The 14,564-nt window shown below is 66.3% G+C and carries 14 protein-coding genes and 1 tRNA gene; 7 read left to right on the top strand and 8 right to left on the bottom strand.

Features of this window, described 5'->3' with window-relative positions; all coding sequences use genetic code 11:
• The first annotated feature begins 95 nt into the window (after positions 1-95).
• Positions 96-1,082 (top strand): carbohydrate kinase family protein, encoded by a 987-nt coding sequence (locus ACZY1F_RS12095; protein WP_463942230.1) that lies wholly within the window; start codon positions 96-98, stop codon positions 1,080-1,082.
• A gap of 25 nt (positions 1,083-1,107) precedes the next feature.
• Here ACZY1F_RS12095 and ACZY1F_RS12090 read toward each other — a convergent pair whose 3' ends face one another.
• Both ACZY1F_RS12090 and ACZY1F_RS12085 read right to left on the bottom strand, forming a co-directional pair.
• On the bottom strand, positions 1,108-2,112 hold the full coding sequence (locus ACZY1F_RS12090) for a LacI family DNA-binding transcriptional regulator (protein ID WP_463941919.1): 1,005 nt from the start codon (positions 2,110-2,112) through the stop codon (positions 1,108-1,110).
• Between the two features lie 6 nt (positions 2,113-2,118).
• Positions 2,119-2,703, bottom strand: coding sequence for an HhH-GPD-type base excision DNA repair protein (locus ACZY1F_RS12085; protein ID WP_463918171.1), 585 nt, complete (start codon positions 2,701-2,703; stop codon positions 2,119-2,121).
• A gap of 382 nt (positions 2,704-3,085) precedes the next feature.
• Here ACZY1F_RS12085 and ACZY1F_RS12080 point away from each other — a divergent pair, with 382 nt between their 5' ends.
• Positions 3,086-4,000, top strand: a complete 915-nt coding sequence (locus ACZY1F_RS12080; RefSeq protein ID WP_463941918.1) for an ANTAR domain-containing protein — start codon at positions 3,086-3,088, stop codon at positions 3,998-4,000.
• 56 nt (positions 4,001-4,056) lie between these two features.
• Here the strand turns inward: ACZY1F_RS12080 and ACZY1F_RS12075 are convergent.
• Positions 4,057-4,129: transfer RNA gene (locus tag ACZY1F_RS12075), tRNA-Lys, on the bottom strand.
• Between the two features lie 204 nt (positions 4,130-4,333).
• On the opposite strand from ACZY1F_RS12075, the gene ACZY1F_RS12070 reads away from it, so the two are divergent.
• From ACZY1F_RS12070 to ACZY1F_RS12060, 3 genes are all read left to right on the top strand, one after another.
• On the top strand, positions 4,334-4,993 hold the full coding sequence (locus ACZY1F_RS12070) for a hypothetical protein (protein ID WP_463941917.1): 660 nt from the start codon (positions 4,334-4,336) through the stop codon (positions 4,991-4,993).
• Positions 4,994-5,261: 268 nt separating this feature from the next.
• The gene (locus tag ACZY1F_RS12065; RefSeq protein ID WP_463918177.1) at positions 5,262-5,879 is read left to right on the top strand and encodes a nuclease PIN; all 618 of its coding nucleotides are present in this window, start codon (positions 5,262-5,264) and stop codon (positions 5,877-5,879) included.
• 1 nt (position 5,880) lies between these two features.
• Positions 5,881-6,894, top strand: a complete 1,014-nt coding sequence (locus ACZY1F_RS12060) for an inorganic phosphate transporter (RefSeq protein WP_463941916.1) — start codon at positions 5,881-5,883, stop codon at positions 6,892-6,894.
• 217 nt (positions 6,895-7,111) lie between these two features.
• Here the strand turns inward: ACZY1F_RS12060 and pstB are convergent, their stop codons facing one another.
• The 4 genes from pstB to pstS all read right to left on the bottom strand — a co-directional run bounded on the left by pstB (position 7,112) and on the right by pstS (position 11,240).
• The gene (gene pstB / locus ACZY1F_RS12055) at positions 7,112-7,891 is read right to left on the bottom strand and encodes a phosphate ABC transporter ATP-binding protein PstB (RefSeq protein ID WP_463941915.1); all 780 of its coding nucleotides are present in this window, start codon (positions 7,889-7,891) and stop codon (positions 7,112-7,114) included.
• 79 nt (positions 7,892-7,970) lie between these two features.
• On the bottom strand, positions 7,971-9,083 hold the full coding sequence (gene pstA, locus ACZY1F_RS12050) for a phosphate ABC transporter permease PstA (protein ID WP_463941914.1): 1,113 nt from the start codon (positions 9,081-9,083) through the stop codon (positions 7,971-7,973).
• Positions 9,084-10,016 carry a phosphate ABC transporter permease subunit PstC gene (gene pstC, locus ACZY1F_RS12045; protein ID WP_463941913.1) on the bottom strand — a complete coding sequence of 311 codons (933 nt, stop codon included), beginning with the start codon at positions 10,014-10,016 and terminating at the stop codon, positions 9,084-9,086.
• A 102-nt stretch (positions 10,017-10,118) separates the two neighbouring features.
• Complete coding sequence (pstS, locus tag ACZY1F_RS12040; protein ID WP_463941912.1) at positions 10,119-11,240, bottom strand: phosphate ABC transporter substrate-binding protein PstS; 1,122 nt, start codon at positions 11,238-11,240, stop codon at positions 10,119-10,121.
• Between the two features lie 233 nt (positions 11,241-11,473).
• Between pstS and ACZY1F_RS12035 the strand changes: the two genes are divergently transcribed.
• Entirely contained in the window at positions 11,474-12,601 is a 1,128-nt protein-coding gene (locus ACZY1F_RS12035) for an FUSC family protein (RefSeq protein WP_463941911.1), read from the top strand.
• Positions 12,602-12,698: 97 nt separating this feature from the next.
• A complete protein-coding gene (radA, locus tag ACZY1F_RS12030) occupies positions 12,699-14,072 on the top strand; it encodes a DNA repair protein RadA (protein WP_463941910.1) in 1,374 nt (457 codons plus the stop codon).
• A 13-nt stretch (positions 14,073-14,085) separates the two neighbouring features.
• Here the strand turns inward: radA and ACZY1F_RS12025 are convergent.
• The coding region (locus tag ACZY1F_RS12025) for a zinc-binding dehydrogenase (protein ID WP_463941909.1) at positions 14,086-14,564 on the bottom strand (479 nt) is incomplete at its 5' end.

Genomic DNA, 14,564 nt, shown 5'->3' with positions numbered 1-14,564 from the left:
CCCGATTCACTCCCCACCTCCGTCCACGGGCCTGCACCAGGCCCGTGGACGGCCCTATGAAAGGCTCCCCCGTGCCCAGCACCTCCCCCAGCCCCCTGTCGGCGACTCCCTCCCCTGCCCCGGCGTCCGCCGTCGACGTGGTCGTCATCGGCGAAGCCCTCGTTGACGTTGTCGCCTCAGCCAGCGGCCCCATCGAGCATCCGGGCGGCTCGCCGATGAACGTGGCCTACGGCCTGGGACGCCTCGGCGTAGCCACCGCCCTGCTGACGTCGCTGGGCGCAGATGCCCGCGGCGAGGCGATCGAGGCGCACCTGCGGCGTGCCGGCGTCGAACTCCTGCCGGGTTCAAAGTCCGCGGCGCGGACCGCGTCCGCCACGGCAACCCTCGCCGCGGACGGCTCCGCCACATACGATTTCGACATCAGCTGGGAACTGCAGGCAGTGGCCCCTGCCCACCTGCCCAAAGTTCTCCACACCGGATCCATCGCCACGTTCCTGGCACCGGGCGCGACGGCGGTGCGCGCACTGCTGGAACAGTCGCACCGCGAATGCCTGGTCACCTACGATCCGAACATCAGGCCGGCCTTGCTGGGCAGCCAGGCAGAGGCCGTACGGATTTTCGAGGACCTGGTTCCGCTGACGGACGTGGTCAAGCTCAGCGATGAGGACGCCGCCTGGCTGTACCCGGGAGTCACCCTTGACCACGCCGCCGAACGGATCCTGCGGCTGGGCGCCGGACTGGCAGTGGTCACCCGCGGCGGAGAAGGTTCATTGTTGGCTACACCCGCCACCCAGCTTTTCATCCCCGCCATCCGGTCCACGGTGGCGGACACCATCGGCGCGGGTGATTCGTACATGGCGGCCCTGATCTACGGCCTGCTGTCGCGCCGCACCGAGGGCCTGGGACAGGACGTCCTGACCACTATCGGGCGCATGGCGTCGAAGGCAGCCGCCATCACCGTCCGCCGGCCAGGCGCGAACCCTCCCACGGCCGCCGAGCTGATGGCGGACCTGCCGGAGACTGGCCTACCGGACGCGGAGATGCGCGAAGGAACGACGGCGGCTGCCGCCGTCGGCGTCTAAAGGAGGCGATGTCCGGCGGCAACCCTCAGGGCGCAGAATCCCGGATTTTCAGGACAAAGCCCGCCTCCGCATGGATGCCGTCCTCTCTGGCTTCCAGCCCCTCAACCCGGTCAATCAGCAACCCGACGGACCGGTCCGCAATCTCGTCCATGCCGGGCGAGACAGTGGTGAGCGCCGGCGAGGCGAACCGCGCCTCCTCGATGTCGTCGAAGCCCACCACCGCAACATCCTGGGGCACTTTTACGCCACGGACGAGCAGTTCATGCATGGCGCCCAAGGCGAGGGCGTCGTTCAGGCCGAAGACGGCATCGAACTGATCTCCGCGCTCCAGGAGGCCGGCGACGGCGGCTGCTCCCCCGTCGCGGCGCCATTCACCGGGTGCCACTAGGGCCTGGTCAAACGGGACGCCGGCGTCCTCCAGTGCGCTCCGGTAACCGTTTAGCCGCAGTCCGGCAGAGCCCGCAGACTCCCCAGGCTGGGCGCCGAGCACGGCGATACGACGGCGGCCCGCCGCCAGCAGGTGGGCGGTAAGGGCGTGGGCGGCGTCGTGGTTCCTCATGGTGACCAGATCCAGCCGGGGATCCAGGATGTGCTCCCCGAGCAGCACCACCGGCTTGGTGCCTCGGAGGGAGGCGACGGAGTCGGCCCCCATGACCAAGGGTGTGAACAGCAGGCCGTCCGTCAGTTGCCGAAGCGGACCTTGCAGGGCACCGATTTCGTTGGCCTCCAGGGCGCCGGATTGTTCCACCAGCACCCGGTAGCCGCGCCGCTCCGCCGCCGTCATCACCCGCGATGCCAGTTCCGCGTAGTACGGTGCGGCGAGGTCGGACAGCAGCAGGCCCAGCATGCGGGTCTTCCCGGAGCGCAGGCTGCGGGCCGTCAGGTTCGCCTTGTAGCCCAGTTCAGCGATGGCGTCCTGCACCCGTTGCCTGGTGGCCGGCCGGATGAACTCGTAGTCGTTGAGCACGTTCGACACGGTCTTCAACGACACTCCGGCGGCGCGCGCCACATCGTTCATGGTCACTGCCATGCGCGGTCAGCCCTTGGCAGCCTTGGCCGCCGCCTTTGCTGCCTGCTTGCTGGCCCGCACCTTGGCGAGCGATTCAGGACTCACGATGTCCGCAACCGAAAGGAAGGCATCCTCCTGGCCGTAATGGCCGGCGGCCTCGCGCCAGCCGGGGGCGCTCAGCCCGCGCTGCTTCCCCAGGAGCGCAAGGAAGATTTTTGCCTTCTGCTCCCCGAATCCCGGCAGTGCCTGCAGACGCCGCAGCACCTCCGGGCCGTCTGGATCGCCTTTGGTCCAGATCAGCGTCGCGTCGCCGTCCCAGTCGTGCTGAACGCTCTCGGCGAGCGCCTGGACGCGCCCCGCCATCGAGCCGGGGAACCGGTGCACCGCGGGCCGTTCCTTGAACACCTCGACGAAGGCCTGGGGTTCATACGCGGCCACCGCGGCCGGTTCGATGGACCCGATCCGGGCCCGGATCTTCTCCGGCCCCGCAAAAGCGGATTCCATGGTCACTTGCTGGTCCAGCAGCATGCCTGTCAGCAGCGCAAACGCGTCATCTGTCAGCAGTTGGTCGGCAGCCGGATCCCCGGTGATATGCAGTTCCATGGCCCTCATCTTTCCACCTCCCGCGGCTAGGGATAATTACCGTCCGCGGATTTATTAAGTTCGGCCAAAAACCAAGTACTACCTAATCTGAAAAACAAGTACCGATTACGCGGTCGCAGGGGGCCACGTCCGAACTACCGTCTACTAGGAGCAAAGACTCACACATCGCACTGGATTGGATGTCTCACTAGGGGGTTGTGAGAAGGATGAATACACCACCTGGCAACCGCGCTTTCCCGTCCCAAGGGGTACGGGAAGTAAGCGGGGCCGGCGACGAGGAGGTCTTCGAGACCAAGGCCTCTCCCCCAGCCGTCGCCGGCCCTCCGATCTCCGGTGTTCACATCCACAGCACGCCACCAGCTGGATCCCGGCGGACCATGGCGAGACGGACATGAAGTCCCATTCCGAAGCTGCCCAGGCGCACACGACGGCGGGCAGGCGTCCGGCGCCCGCTCATCCGACGCAACACGCCATCCAGCATGGAGTTCCCCATCCGGGGCCGGCAACAATCCCGGACCGCAGATCCAACCCGGCACCGGGCGATCACCCGGGCACGGAATCGGCTGCGAAAGCGATCACCATCGGAATGCTCGGTACTGACGGGCTGATCCCCGATCTGGTCACCGGCTCGGCGGACCTTTCCGGCTCCCTGGAGACCCTGGTCCACCTCGCGGCGGCCGCCCTGAGCCGGCTCGCGGGTGTCCCCATCGAATGTGCGCTGGTCCTGAACCGGGTCAAACGCGCCAGGTCCACCGCCGGAACCGGCACGCAGACCGCAGCTTTGGCCCGGCTGGAAACGGAGGTTGGCGAAGGCCCCCTGACCGAGGCCCTCACCGGCACGGGTACCGCGGCCATGAACCACGTGGCCTCCGACTTCCGCTGGGCACGCTACAGGCCGTACCTGCAGGACGCGGGCTTCGCCAGCGTCCTGGGTCTTCGGCTTTCCCTGGATGAGGGCACCGGGGCTGCCCTCGCCTTCTTCGCGGCCAGCTCCCAGGCGTTCCCGCTGCCCATGATCGCCGAGGCCCGCAGCTTCACTGACCTCGCGTCCCGCGGCCTCAGGCTGGCCCTCGAGCTGCATTCGGCCAGCACCAGGGCGTCAGACCTGCAGTCAGCCTTGGAAAGCCGGACGTCCATCGATATTGCCTGCGGCGTCATCATGGCGCAGAACAGGTGCTCCTACAACGACGCGATTGCCATCATCTCCAAGGCATCCAGCCACCGGAACATCAAACTCCGCAGGGTAGCCGAGGGCATCCTGGCGAACCTGCCGGGCGGTGCGCCGGTCACTCATTTCGAACATTAGGCTGCCAGTTTACGAAAGAAGACCAGAGACGAGGTGTCTCTGGTCTTCTGCGTGGGTGGGCCCTGTGGGGATCGAACCCACGACCCACGGATTAAAAGTCCGATGCTCTACCAACTGAGCTAAAGGCCCCAGCCGACCGGTCAAAAGACCGATCAGCCCAGTCCATTTCTGGACGTAAAATACTTTACCCCACACACGGGGCTGGTTTCGCACGCAGCCGCGCGCCGCCGTCGTACGTTCCGGGTTCCGCGCAGCGCCACGGGCGCTGGCACGGCGTATCCCGGCTAAGAACAGCACTCGATTTCCCGCGCGGCACAGGAGTAGCGTGGGGGCATGAGCGAACAAGCAGGACCCAGTCACTACGGCGGAGCCAACCGGCATCACAAGCCCAAGCCGTTCGCCCCCATCGACTTTGAGCCGTTCGCCGGCGGCCCCGATCCTGCGCGCGTCTCCGAGGCCGCACACCTCGCCGCCCAGGCGTTGGTGCGCCACGGACGCGACAGCGACGACCCAGTCATCACCGAACGGCTGGTCAAGCTGACGGACGAACAGGGCCTGGAAGCCATCGCGGAGATGTGGGCCGAAAGCCCGGCGCGTTCGCTGCCCGGCGCCCTCTGGCGGCTGTACGCACTGCGTGCCGCCACCGTCCAGGACCCGGAGCGGATCTCCGTGTACTTCCGCGCGGGCAAGGACACCGCGCAGGTTTCCCATGTGGTGGCCGGTGCCGCCGAACCGCCGGGAGCCGAGGAGATGCGGGCCATGGCTGACGCCATTCTCTCCGGAGCGTTCGACGGCGAGTTCGACGTCGCGCTGGAACGTTCCGCCGCGTTCTGCCGCGTGGTGGCGCTTGGCCAGGCGACCATCGCCGACGGTGCCGAGATCGGCAACGAGGCCCATGCCAGCAAGCTCACGCGCAACTCGCACCAGCTCGTAAAGACCGCTGAGGACCTTGAACACGCGGCAAATGCCTGGCGCCTGGGCGAGCTCGACTGAACCACTAGCGCCGATCTGTCAATGTTGACTTGGACCAAGCAACGTAGAACACTGAAACTGGTGTCGAGCCGCGAAACCCCCGGGCTTCAACAATTAGCCGCCTAGAGCGGCCTACCGCCGAGAGGCGTATCCGGTTCGGCACCATCTTTTATGCCTCTTTACAGGCTGCGGGCGCGGGCCGGTAGAATCTACACAGCTGCTGGCCTGCGTCAAGTCACAAGTGGGCGGCCCCCGACCCCAGTACACCCCCGGAGACCGGTATCCCAACGTGAAGCTGCGCCTTTTCCCCCAGGAGCCCGCAGGGCTGACCCTGCTGTCCCAGATGGCCCAGCAAATTGTTAATGCCAGCGCCACCATGGCAGAGATCCTGGGCGTCCCGGCGTCCGAGCACGCCAAGCTTGTGGAAGACATGCATAACCACGAGGCCGCATCTGCCGAACTGCACTTTGCCCTCCTCACCCACATGCGCACGAGCTTTGTGAACCCGCTCCCCCGCGAAGACATGTACTCACTGTCCCGCTACCTGAACGAGGCCCTCGAGAAGCTGGACGGCGCCGCGGAACTTGTGTCCTTCTACCAGCTGGACCGCCTGCCGCGGCGGGCGGCAGACCAGCTCGAGATCATCAGCCGACAGGCCGAACTCACCGTCGACGCCATGCGCCGGCTCAACAACCTCGACGACCTCGAGGACTACTGGATTGAGATCCTCAGGCTCGCAAAACGCGCCGAACGGACCCACCGGGTCTGGGTAGCGGACATGATCCGGGACATGAAGTGGGCGCAGTATTCCCGTAACCGGGACGTCGCCAACCAGCTGGTCGAAGTCACCAAGGACATGCGCCGCATCGCTACCCAGGTAGGCAGCATCATCGTCAAGGAATCCTGACGTGATAGCAGTGATTTTCGGCGCTGTGGTCTTGTTGACCGCAGCGTTTGCCTTCCTCAACGGTTTCAGGGACGTCTCCACGTCCGTGGCGCTGGCTGTCCGCACCAGGGCTCTCACGCCCAGCGTCGCTGTTCTGCTGGCCGCCCTTTTCAACTTCGTGGGCGCGTTGATCAGCGCTACCGCGATGGTTGCGATCAGCCACACCTGGATCCATCTGCCCGCCGGTGTGAGGGGCCTCAGCATCCTGGTGGCAGCCCTGGCCAGTGCGTGCGCTTGGGGCCTGGTTATGTGGTGGCGAGGCATCCCGGCTTCCTCCACGCACGCCCTGGTGGGCGGGCTGGCCGGGGCAGGGCTCGCCAGCCTCGCTGTGGGCGGAGTGGGAGTAGGCGGCGTAAATCAGTCCCTGCTGGTCCAGGTTCTCCTGCCCCTGCTGCTCTCGCCCGCCGTCGCTTACATTGGCTCCTACCTGCTGGTTTTCCCGGTGACCTGGGCGGCGCGCTACGCCCAGCCCAGCGTCGTCAACCAGCGCTTCCGCCGCAGCCAGGCCATCGCGGCCGGAGCTGTGGCGTTCGGCCACGGCCTGCAGGACGGCCAGCGGGTGGGCGCCGTACTTCTGCTTGCCCTCCTCGCGGCGGGCTATTCCGACGGCGACAGCATCCCCCTGTGGGTGGCGCTGGTTTCCGCCGTGATGATCACGGCCGGAACACTCTTTGGCGGCTGGCGGATTTCCCACACCATCGGCTACAAGATCACCAGGGTGGACCCGCTGCGGGGCTCCGTGGCCCAGACGTTCAGCGGCGTGATGCTGTTCTTGGGGGCGATCGCACTGCATTGGCCCCTGTCCACCACCCACACTGTGACTGCGGCCGTGCTGGGGGCCGGCGAGAACCAGCATTTCTCAGTCACCAACCGGAAGCTGGTCATGCACATCCTGGCGCTGTGGGTCCTCACGCCAGCGGCAGCCGCGGCCGGGGCCTTCGTGCTGGCCCTGGCGCTGTCACCGCTGACACCCTGAACGCCACCTACTTGGCTTAAACGCCGCATCGATTGTCCCCACCCCGCCCTTCTGAGCTGTCCAAGGGCGCTGCCGGAGCAACCGATGCGTGTGTGGTCCGGTGGGCCCACAGCCGCAGGGGTCCCCGGGCGAGCTTGCGAGCCTGGGGAGCGGCTGGGTGGGCCCACGCCGCCAGGGTTCCCTGGCCGAGCTTGCGAGGTTAGGGAGGCGGTGGGGCCTACCCGAAGCGGCCGGAGACGTAGTCTTCGGTGGCCTTCACGGTGGGGTTGTTGAAGATGGACTGGGTGTTTCCGTATTCGATCAGCTTGCCCGGCTTGCCCGTACCCGCGATGTTGAAGAACGCCGTCTTTTCCGAGACGCGGGCGGCCTGCTGCATGTTGTGGGTCACGATCACCACGGTGTACTGGTCCTTGAGGTCGTTGATGAGGTCCTCGATGGCCAGTGTGGAGATGGGGTCCAGGGCCGAGCACGGCTCGTCCATCAGGATCACCTGCGGTTCCACGGCAATGGCACGGGCGATGCACAGGCGCTGCTGCTGGCCGCCGGACAGGCCGGATCCGGGCTTCTCCAGGCGGTCCTTGACCTCGTTCCAGAGGTTGGCGCCCTGGAGGGACCTTTCGACCAGGACGTCTGCCTCGCCCTTGGAGATCTTCTTGTTGTTCAGCTTCACGCCGGCCAGCACGTTGTCCCGGATGGACATGGTGGGGAACGGGTTGGGCCGCTGGAAGACCATGCCGATCTGCGAACGGACCGTCACCGGGTCCACGCCGGGGCCGTAGAGGTTGTCGCCGTCCATCAGGACTTCGCCTTCAACGCGGGCGCCGGGCAGGACCTCGTGCATGCGGTTCAGGGTGCGCAGGAACGTGGATTTGCCACAGCCCGAGGGACCGATGAAGGCCGTCACGGACTTGGCCTCGATAGCGATGCTGACATCCTCCACGGCCAGAAAATCGCCGTAGTACACGTTCAGGTCTTTGACGTCGATGCGCTTAGACATGGTGTTCCTTCACTTGCTGGGGTACGGATTGAAGTCTAGGGTTTGGCCGCGCGGACCGGAATGGCCTGCTGGAATATTTTCAACGGCCGGTCTTGGGGGCAAAGGCCCGGGCGATGAGCCGGGCACCAAGGTTGAGCACCATCACCAGGATGATCAGCACCAGGGCGGCGCCCCAGGCCCGCTGCGAGGACGGGTCCGGGTTGGCCGGCGAGGTGGGGTTGAGGATCTGGGTGTAGATGAATGTGGGTAGCGAGGCCATCCAGCCGCCGAACACGTTGTTGTTGATGCTGGTGGCAAACCCGGCGGTGACCAGGATGGGCGCAGTCTCACCGATCACGCGGGCGATCGCCAGGGTGACGCCGGACGCGATGCCGGAGATCGCCGTCGGGATAACCACCTTAAGGATGGTGCGCCACTTGCGCACCCCAAGCGCGTACGCCGCTTCGCGCAGTTCGTTGGGGACGATCTTGAGCATTTCCTCGCTGGAACGCACCACGACGGGGATCATCAGGACGGAAAGCGCGACGGCGGCGACGGCACCCGTTTTGGTGCCGGGCCCTACCACGGCGAAGAAGAACGCTGCGGCGAACAGGCCGGCCACGATGGACGGGATGCCGGTCATTACGTCCACAAAGAACGTGATGGCGCGGGCCAGGCGGCCGTCGTTGCCGTACTCCACCAGGTAAATGGCGGTCAGCAGGCCTACGGGCACGGAGATCACGGTGGCAACCAGCGTGATCTGAATGGTGCCCAACAATGCGTGGTAGATGCCACCGATGACTGGGGCGCCCTCTTCGGCGGCCCTATTGTCGTAGACGCCCGTGACACCGTTCATGGAGCTGGTGAGGAAACCCGGGGCGATCAGGCCGGGAACTCCGTTGACCAGCACCGTCCAGATCACGGAGATCAGCGGGAGCAGTGCAACGAGGAACGAGCCCACCACCAGGCAGGTGGCCAGCTTGTCCTTGGCCTTGCGGGAGCCTTCCACCACGGCGCTCCAGCCCACCAGGCCGGCGGCGAAGAGGATGGCCGAGACGATGCCCCAGCCGAAGGCGTTGAACCCGATCAGAGCCAGGATCGCTGCGCCCACGATGAGCGCGAGTGCCAGGACAACGTACGGCGCAAAAGGGGGCAACTGGCCCTTGGTCAGGGCTGAACGCTTACTGCGCACGGGGGTGAGAGTGGAGGACATTTAGTTTGCTCCCGAGAATTCTTTGTGCCGGGTGATGATCCAGCGGGCGATCATGTTGACTCCCAGGGTGATCACAAAAAGGACCAGGCCGGCGGCGATCAGCGTGCTGACCTTGAGGCCGCTGGCTTCCGGGAAGTTCAGGGCGATCTCCGCGGCGATGGTCTGGTTGCCGGAGGTGATGAGGCTGGCGGTCAGGGCGCCGGAGGAGAGGACCAGAGCAACGGCCATGGTCTCGCCCAGCGCGCGGCCCAAGCCCAGCATGACGGCGCTGATGATGCCGGGGCGGGCGAACGGCAGGACCGACATTTTGATCATTTCCCAGCGCGTGGCGCCGAGGGCCAGGGCGGCTTCCTCATGGAGCTTGGGGGTCTGCAGGAAGATTTCACGGCTCAGTGACGTGATGATCGGCAGGACCATCACCGAGAGCACAATGCCCGCGGTCAGGATGGTTTTGCCGGTAGCAGAGGCGGGGCCCTGGAAGATGGGCAGCCAGCCCATGTTGGCGGCCAGCCAGTTGTAGGCCGGGGATATTTCCTTGGCGAGGAATGCCGCGCCCCAGGCGCCGTAAACCACTGACGGGATGGCGGCCAGGAGGTCCACCACGTAGCCGAGGCCGGAGGCGAGGCCGCGCGGCGCGAAGTGCGAGATGAACAGGGCAACGCCGATGGCGACGGGTGTTGCGATCACGAGGGCGATGGCGGCGGCAATAAGGGTGCCAATAACGATCGGCCAGATGTAGGCAAAGAAGCCTTTGCCGCCCTGGATCTCGGCAGCCGGGGCAGTGAGCGCCGGAATAGCCTGGACAACAAGGAACAGGGCCACGCCGAACAGGACAGCGAGGATGAGGCACCCGGCGGTCAGGGCGGCGCCGGAAAAGATCTTATCCCCGGCGCGGCCTGCGCCCTGGGAACTATTCAGGGGGGTGGCGGTCATTCCAGACCCTTCGGTTGTGGGCGGTGCCTAAATCGAGCGTACAAAGCCAAGTTCCCCGCCCCGCCTGTCGGCGTGGCGGGGAACTTGGTTCGGGGGCAGGTACTAGGACTTGACCTTGATGGATGCGATGGCCTTGACGGCCTTCTCGGCGAGGGCCGAGGAGAGCGGCGCGGACTTCGCGGAGTCAGCAGCCGTCTTCTGGCCGGCGTCGGAAACTACGTAGCTTTCGAAGGCCTTGACGAGGTCAACGGTTTCCTGCTTGTCGTAAGTGGTGCAGACAACGTGGTAGGAAACCAGGACCACCGGGTAGGCGCCCTTGGCGGTGGTCTTGCGGTCAAGCTTGATGGCGACGTCGGTGGCGGAGCGGCCTTCGACGGGCTTGCCGGCTTCAACAGCCTTAGCAGCGGCGTCGGCGGAGATCTTGACGAACTCCTCGCCCACCTTGATGGAGGCGGTGCCCAGCTTGCCGCCCACCGCGGAGTCATCCGCGTAGGTCACGGCGCCCGGGGTGTCGGTGACGGTCTTGACAACACCGGAGGTGCCCTTGGCGTTCTCGCCCTGCAGGGTTGCGGGCCAGATGCCGGCAGCCTTGTCGGTCCAGACCTCGGCAGCAGCAGCGGCCAGGTACTCGGTGAAGTTGGTGGTGGTACCGGAATCGTCAGAGCGGTTCACCGGGGTGACCTTCAGGTCCGGCAGGGTGACGCCCGGGTTCAGGGCGGCGATTGCGGGGTCGTTCCAGGTGGCCACCTGGCCACGGAAGATCTTGGCCACGGTGGCGGCGTCAAGCTTCAGCTCAGTGATGCCGGGGAGGTTGAACGCGACAGCGATCGGGGAGATGTAGACCGGGATGTTGATGGCACCTTCGGGGCCGCACTTGGCCTTGGAGCTGGCCAGCTCTTCATCCTTGAGGTACGCATCGGAGCCGGCAAACTGGGCCGAGCCGTCGATGATTGCCTTGCGGCCTGCGCCGGAACCGTCCGGGGAGTACTGTACGGTGGCGCCGGGGTTGGCGGTGGCGAAGCCGGCCTTCCAGGCGTCCATGGCTGCGCCGGTGGAGGATGCTCCGATGCCGGTCAGCGTGCCGGTGACCTTGGGGCCGGCAGAAGTCTGGTTGCCCGCAGGCGTGTTGCCCGTGGCGTTATCTGAACCGCAGGCGGTGAGCGCGAGTGCGCCGGCTGCGATTACAGCAATGGCCGCATGGCGGCCGAAACGGAGTGCCTTCACTAGATGTACCCCTTCCAGGGATATTCAGCAGCTGCAGGACCGGAGACGCCCTGCAGCGCGATGCGTACGTTGTGTACCTTCAATGAAGATATGGAACGCAGGTAACGGGATTGGCGGCCGAGAGTGAACGAAAGGTTAACGACGGTTGGACATTAGCCAACAAATGCAGCGTCACCATTGCGCGCGTCACACTTTCGGTCTTGGGTACCCGGGTGGCAAATAGACTGGAGAACATGGCCGCAGCAGCAGGACTCTCAGCAAGCAGGCGTTTCCTGCGCGGACGCATCCGCACCGGCCTGGTCCGGAGCCGGAACTCGCTTGTCCCCGCTATCCAGATGACCGCGTGCGCGGTGGGGGCCTACGCCTTCGCCGAGTTTGTCCTAGGGCACTCCGGCCCGCTCTTTGCGGCCACATCGTCACTGATCGCCCTGGGCTTCTCGCGCGACCCGCGGCTGCGCCGGGTGATGGAGGTAGGCCTCGGCTGCACCATCGGGATCGCGGTGGGTGACCTGCTGCTGCACTGGCTGGGCAGCGGAATCTGGCAGGCCGCCGTCGTACTTCTGTTCTCCATCCTGCTGGCCCGCTTCCTGGACAGCGGCAACATCTTCACCACGCAACTGGGGCTGCAATCCTTGCTGGTGGTGCTGCTGCCGGCGCCCGACGGCGGGCCGTTCACCCGCAGCATTGACGCCATTGTTGGCGGGGTGTTCGCGCTTCTGGTGACCATCCTGATTCCGAAGGATCCGCGCCGGGAGCCCCGCAAGGATGTACGGAAGCTGCTGCACGAACTGGCCGAAGTGCTACGGGAATGCGCTGCCGCCCTGAGCGACAGCGACTCCACGCAGGCGTGGCACGCCCTGATCCGCGGCCGGAACTGCCAGCCGCTGGTGGACGCGATGCGCCATTCCCTGCGCGCTTCCGGCGAGGTGGCCACGCTCGCGCCGGCCCACCGCCGGCACCGCGACGAGTTGGACCGGCTCAAGCAATCTCTGGACTCCATCGACCTTGCGCTCAGGAACAGCCGCGTCTTCGCACGGCGGCTGACCAGCGCCATCAACCACGCCGCCTTGTCCGATGAGGCAACCGAGAACATCGCGGAGGTGCTGGAGGATACCGCGGCCGCGATTGATGAGCTCTCGCTGGGCCTCGCCGAAACGCACGACGGCGCGCGGCGGGCCCATCTGCGGACGGCCCGGCAGGACTTCAGCGAGATTGCGCTGCGGCTGCACCCCAGGCTGCTGGAAGTCCAGCGGCTTGAGGGCGAGACTGTGGTGATGCTGTTCCGGCCACTGATGGTGGACCTTCTGGAGGCCACCGGGATGGATCCGATCGAAGCGCGGGACGTCCTGCCGGGGCTATAGCCGGTCTCCCGGTGGTGAGCGGCCCGGTGGTTGAGCGGCCCGGTTGAGCGAACACGGCACCAGAGGAATGTCTGCCCCCGCCAGTAGGGTGGAACCCATGGCAACAAAGACTTCCCGCGCGTCCAAGGCGCCGGCATACAAGTGCGCCGAATGCGGCTGGACCACGGTCAAGTGGGTGGGGCGCTGCGGCGAGTGCCAGGCGTGGGGCACAGTTGAGGAAACCGGTGCCGCCGTAGCGCGTACGACGGCGGCCACCACAGTTCTGGAGCCAGCCCGCCGGATTGCCGAGGTGGATGCCACCACGGCGGCTTTCCTGCATACCGGCGTGGACGAGCTGGACCGGGTGCTGGGCGGTGGCCTGGTCCCGGGTGCGGTCATCCTGCTTGCTGGGGAACCTGGCGTGGGCAAGTCCACACTGCTGCTGGACGTCGCGGCCAAGTTCGCCCGCACCGCCCAGGATGTCCTGTACGTCACCGGCGAGGAATCCGCCGCGCAAGTGAAGCTGCGCGCCGAGCGGATCGACGCCGTCGCCGATTCCCTGTACCTGTCCGCCGAAACAGACCTGGGGCAGGCGCTGGGGCAGGTGGAGAAGATCGAGCCGCGGCTGCTGATTGTGGACTCGGTCCAGACGCTCAGCAGCGCTGACGTGGACGGCAGTGCCGGCGGCGTCTCGCAGGTGCGTGAGGTGGCGGCGTCCATCATCGCGGCTGCCAAGCGCCGGAACATGACCACTTTGCTGGTGGGGCACGTGACGAAGGACGGGTCCATCGCGGGACCGCGGCTGCTCGAGCACCTCGTGGACGTGGTGTGCCAGTTCGAAGGCGAGCGTCACTCCCGGCTCCGGATGCTGCGCGCGGTGAAGAACCGGTATGGGCCCACGGACGACGTCGGCTGCTTTGACCTGAACGAAAACGGCATCGAAGGGCTCACGGACCCCAGCGGGCTCTTCGTCAGCCGTACCAAGGAACCCGTTTCCGGCACGTGCATCACCGTGACCATGGAAGGGCGGCGGCCTTTGCTGGCCGAGGTGCAGTCGCTGCTTGCCGAGAGCGCAAACTCGCAGCCGCGCCGGGCCACCAGCGGCCTGGACAGTTCACGGGTGTCCATGCTCCTGGCGGTCCTGCAGCAGCGTGCAGGATGCCTGCTGCACAAGGACGACTCCTACGTGGCCACCGTAGGCGGCGTGAAGCTCAGCGAACCGGCCACTGACCTCGCCGTTGCCCTGGCCGTCGCGTCCGCGAAGGCCCGCAAACCCCTGCCCATCCGGCTGATCGCGTTCGGCGAGGTAGGCCTGGCCGGCGAGGTCCGGCCCGTGCCCGGCATCAACCAGCGCATCCAGGAAGCACACCGTTTGGGTTTCACCCACGCGGTGGTCCCGGCCAGCCACAACGGGCCCGGCCCCGTGCCGCCAGGCTTCTCAGTGCGCGAAGTGGAACACCTCACCGAAGCGTTGAGCCTACTGATCGGGTAGGCAGCGGACCGCGCTATTCGGGTTGGAAGTTGAGGAGTACTTTTCCTGATGCGGCGGAGTTTTTGGCGGTTTCGAAGGCCTCGAGTCCTTGGCTGAGGGGGTATTCGTGGGTGATGACGGGGCTGATGTGCAGGGTGCCGTCGGCGAGGGCGGTGATCACCTCGTCGATCTCGTTGTTGAACCGGAACGAGCCGCGCAGGTCCAGTTCCCGGGTGATGGCCAGGGAGATCAGGACCGGCTGCGGTCCGGTGGGCAGCAGCCCGACCATAACCACCGTCCCGCCCCGGGCCGCGCCGCTGATGGCTGAGGCCAGGCCGTGGTGGCTGCCCGAGGACTCAATCACCACATCGGCCTGCATCGCGGCGATCGCGTCCGCGTCCCCGGCCTGCAGGATTTGGTCCGCGCCGACCGCGGCGGCGATCTCCAACGGCTTGGCATGGACGTCCACGGCGGTGATCCGCCCCGCGCCGGCACGCTTGAGGACCGCGACCG

It is taken from the genome of Pseudarthrobacter xylosi (assembly GCF_055412765.1).
This window is presented reverse-complemented; position numbering and strand designations above follow the sequence as displayed.

Excerpts from the sequence above, each read along its gene's own strand:
- pstA (WP_463941914.1), bottom strand. The coding sequence starts at position 9,083 with ATGTCCTCCACTCTCACCCCCGTGCGCAGTAAGCGTTCAGCCCTGACC.
- radA (WP_463941910.1), top strand. The coding sequence starts at position 12,699 with ATGGCAACAAAGACTTCCCGCGCGTCCAAGGCGCCGGCATACAAGTGC.
- ACZY1F_RS12070 (WP_463941917.1), top strand. The coding sequence starts at position 4,334 with ATGAGCGAACAAGCAGGACCCAGTCACTACGGCGGAGCCAACCGGCAT.
- ACZY1F_RS12085 (WP_463918171.1), bottom strand. The coding sequence starts at position 2,703 with ATGAGGGCCATGGAACTGCATATCACCGGGGATCCGGCTGCCGACCAA.
- pstB (WP_463941915.1), bottom strand. The coding sequence starts at position 7,891 with ATGTCTAAGCGCATCGACGTCAAAGACCTGAACGTGTACTACGGCGAT.
- ACZY1F_RS12035 (WP_463941911.1), top strand. The coding sequence starts at position 11,474 with ATGGCCGCAGCAGCAGGACTCTCAGCAAGCAGGCGTTTCCTGCGCGGA.
- ACZY1F_RS12080 (WP_463941918.1), top strand. The coding sequence starts at position 3,086 with ATGAAGTCCCATTCCGAAGCTGCCCAGGCGCACACGACGGCGGGCAGG.
- ACZY1F_RS12090 (WP_463941919.1), bottom strand. The coding sequence starts at position 2,112 with ATGGCAGTGACCATGAACGATGTGGCGCGCGCCGCCGGAGTGTCGTTG.
- pstC (WP_463941913.1), bottom strand. The coding sequence starts at position 10,016 with ATGACCGCCACCCCCCTGAATAGTTCCCAGGGCGCAGGCCGCGCCGGG.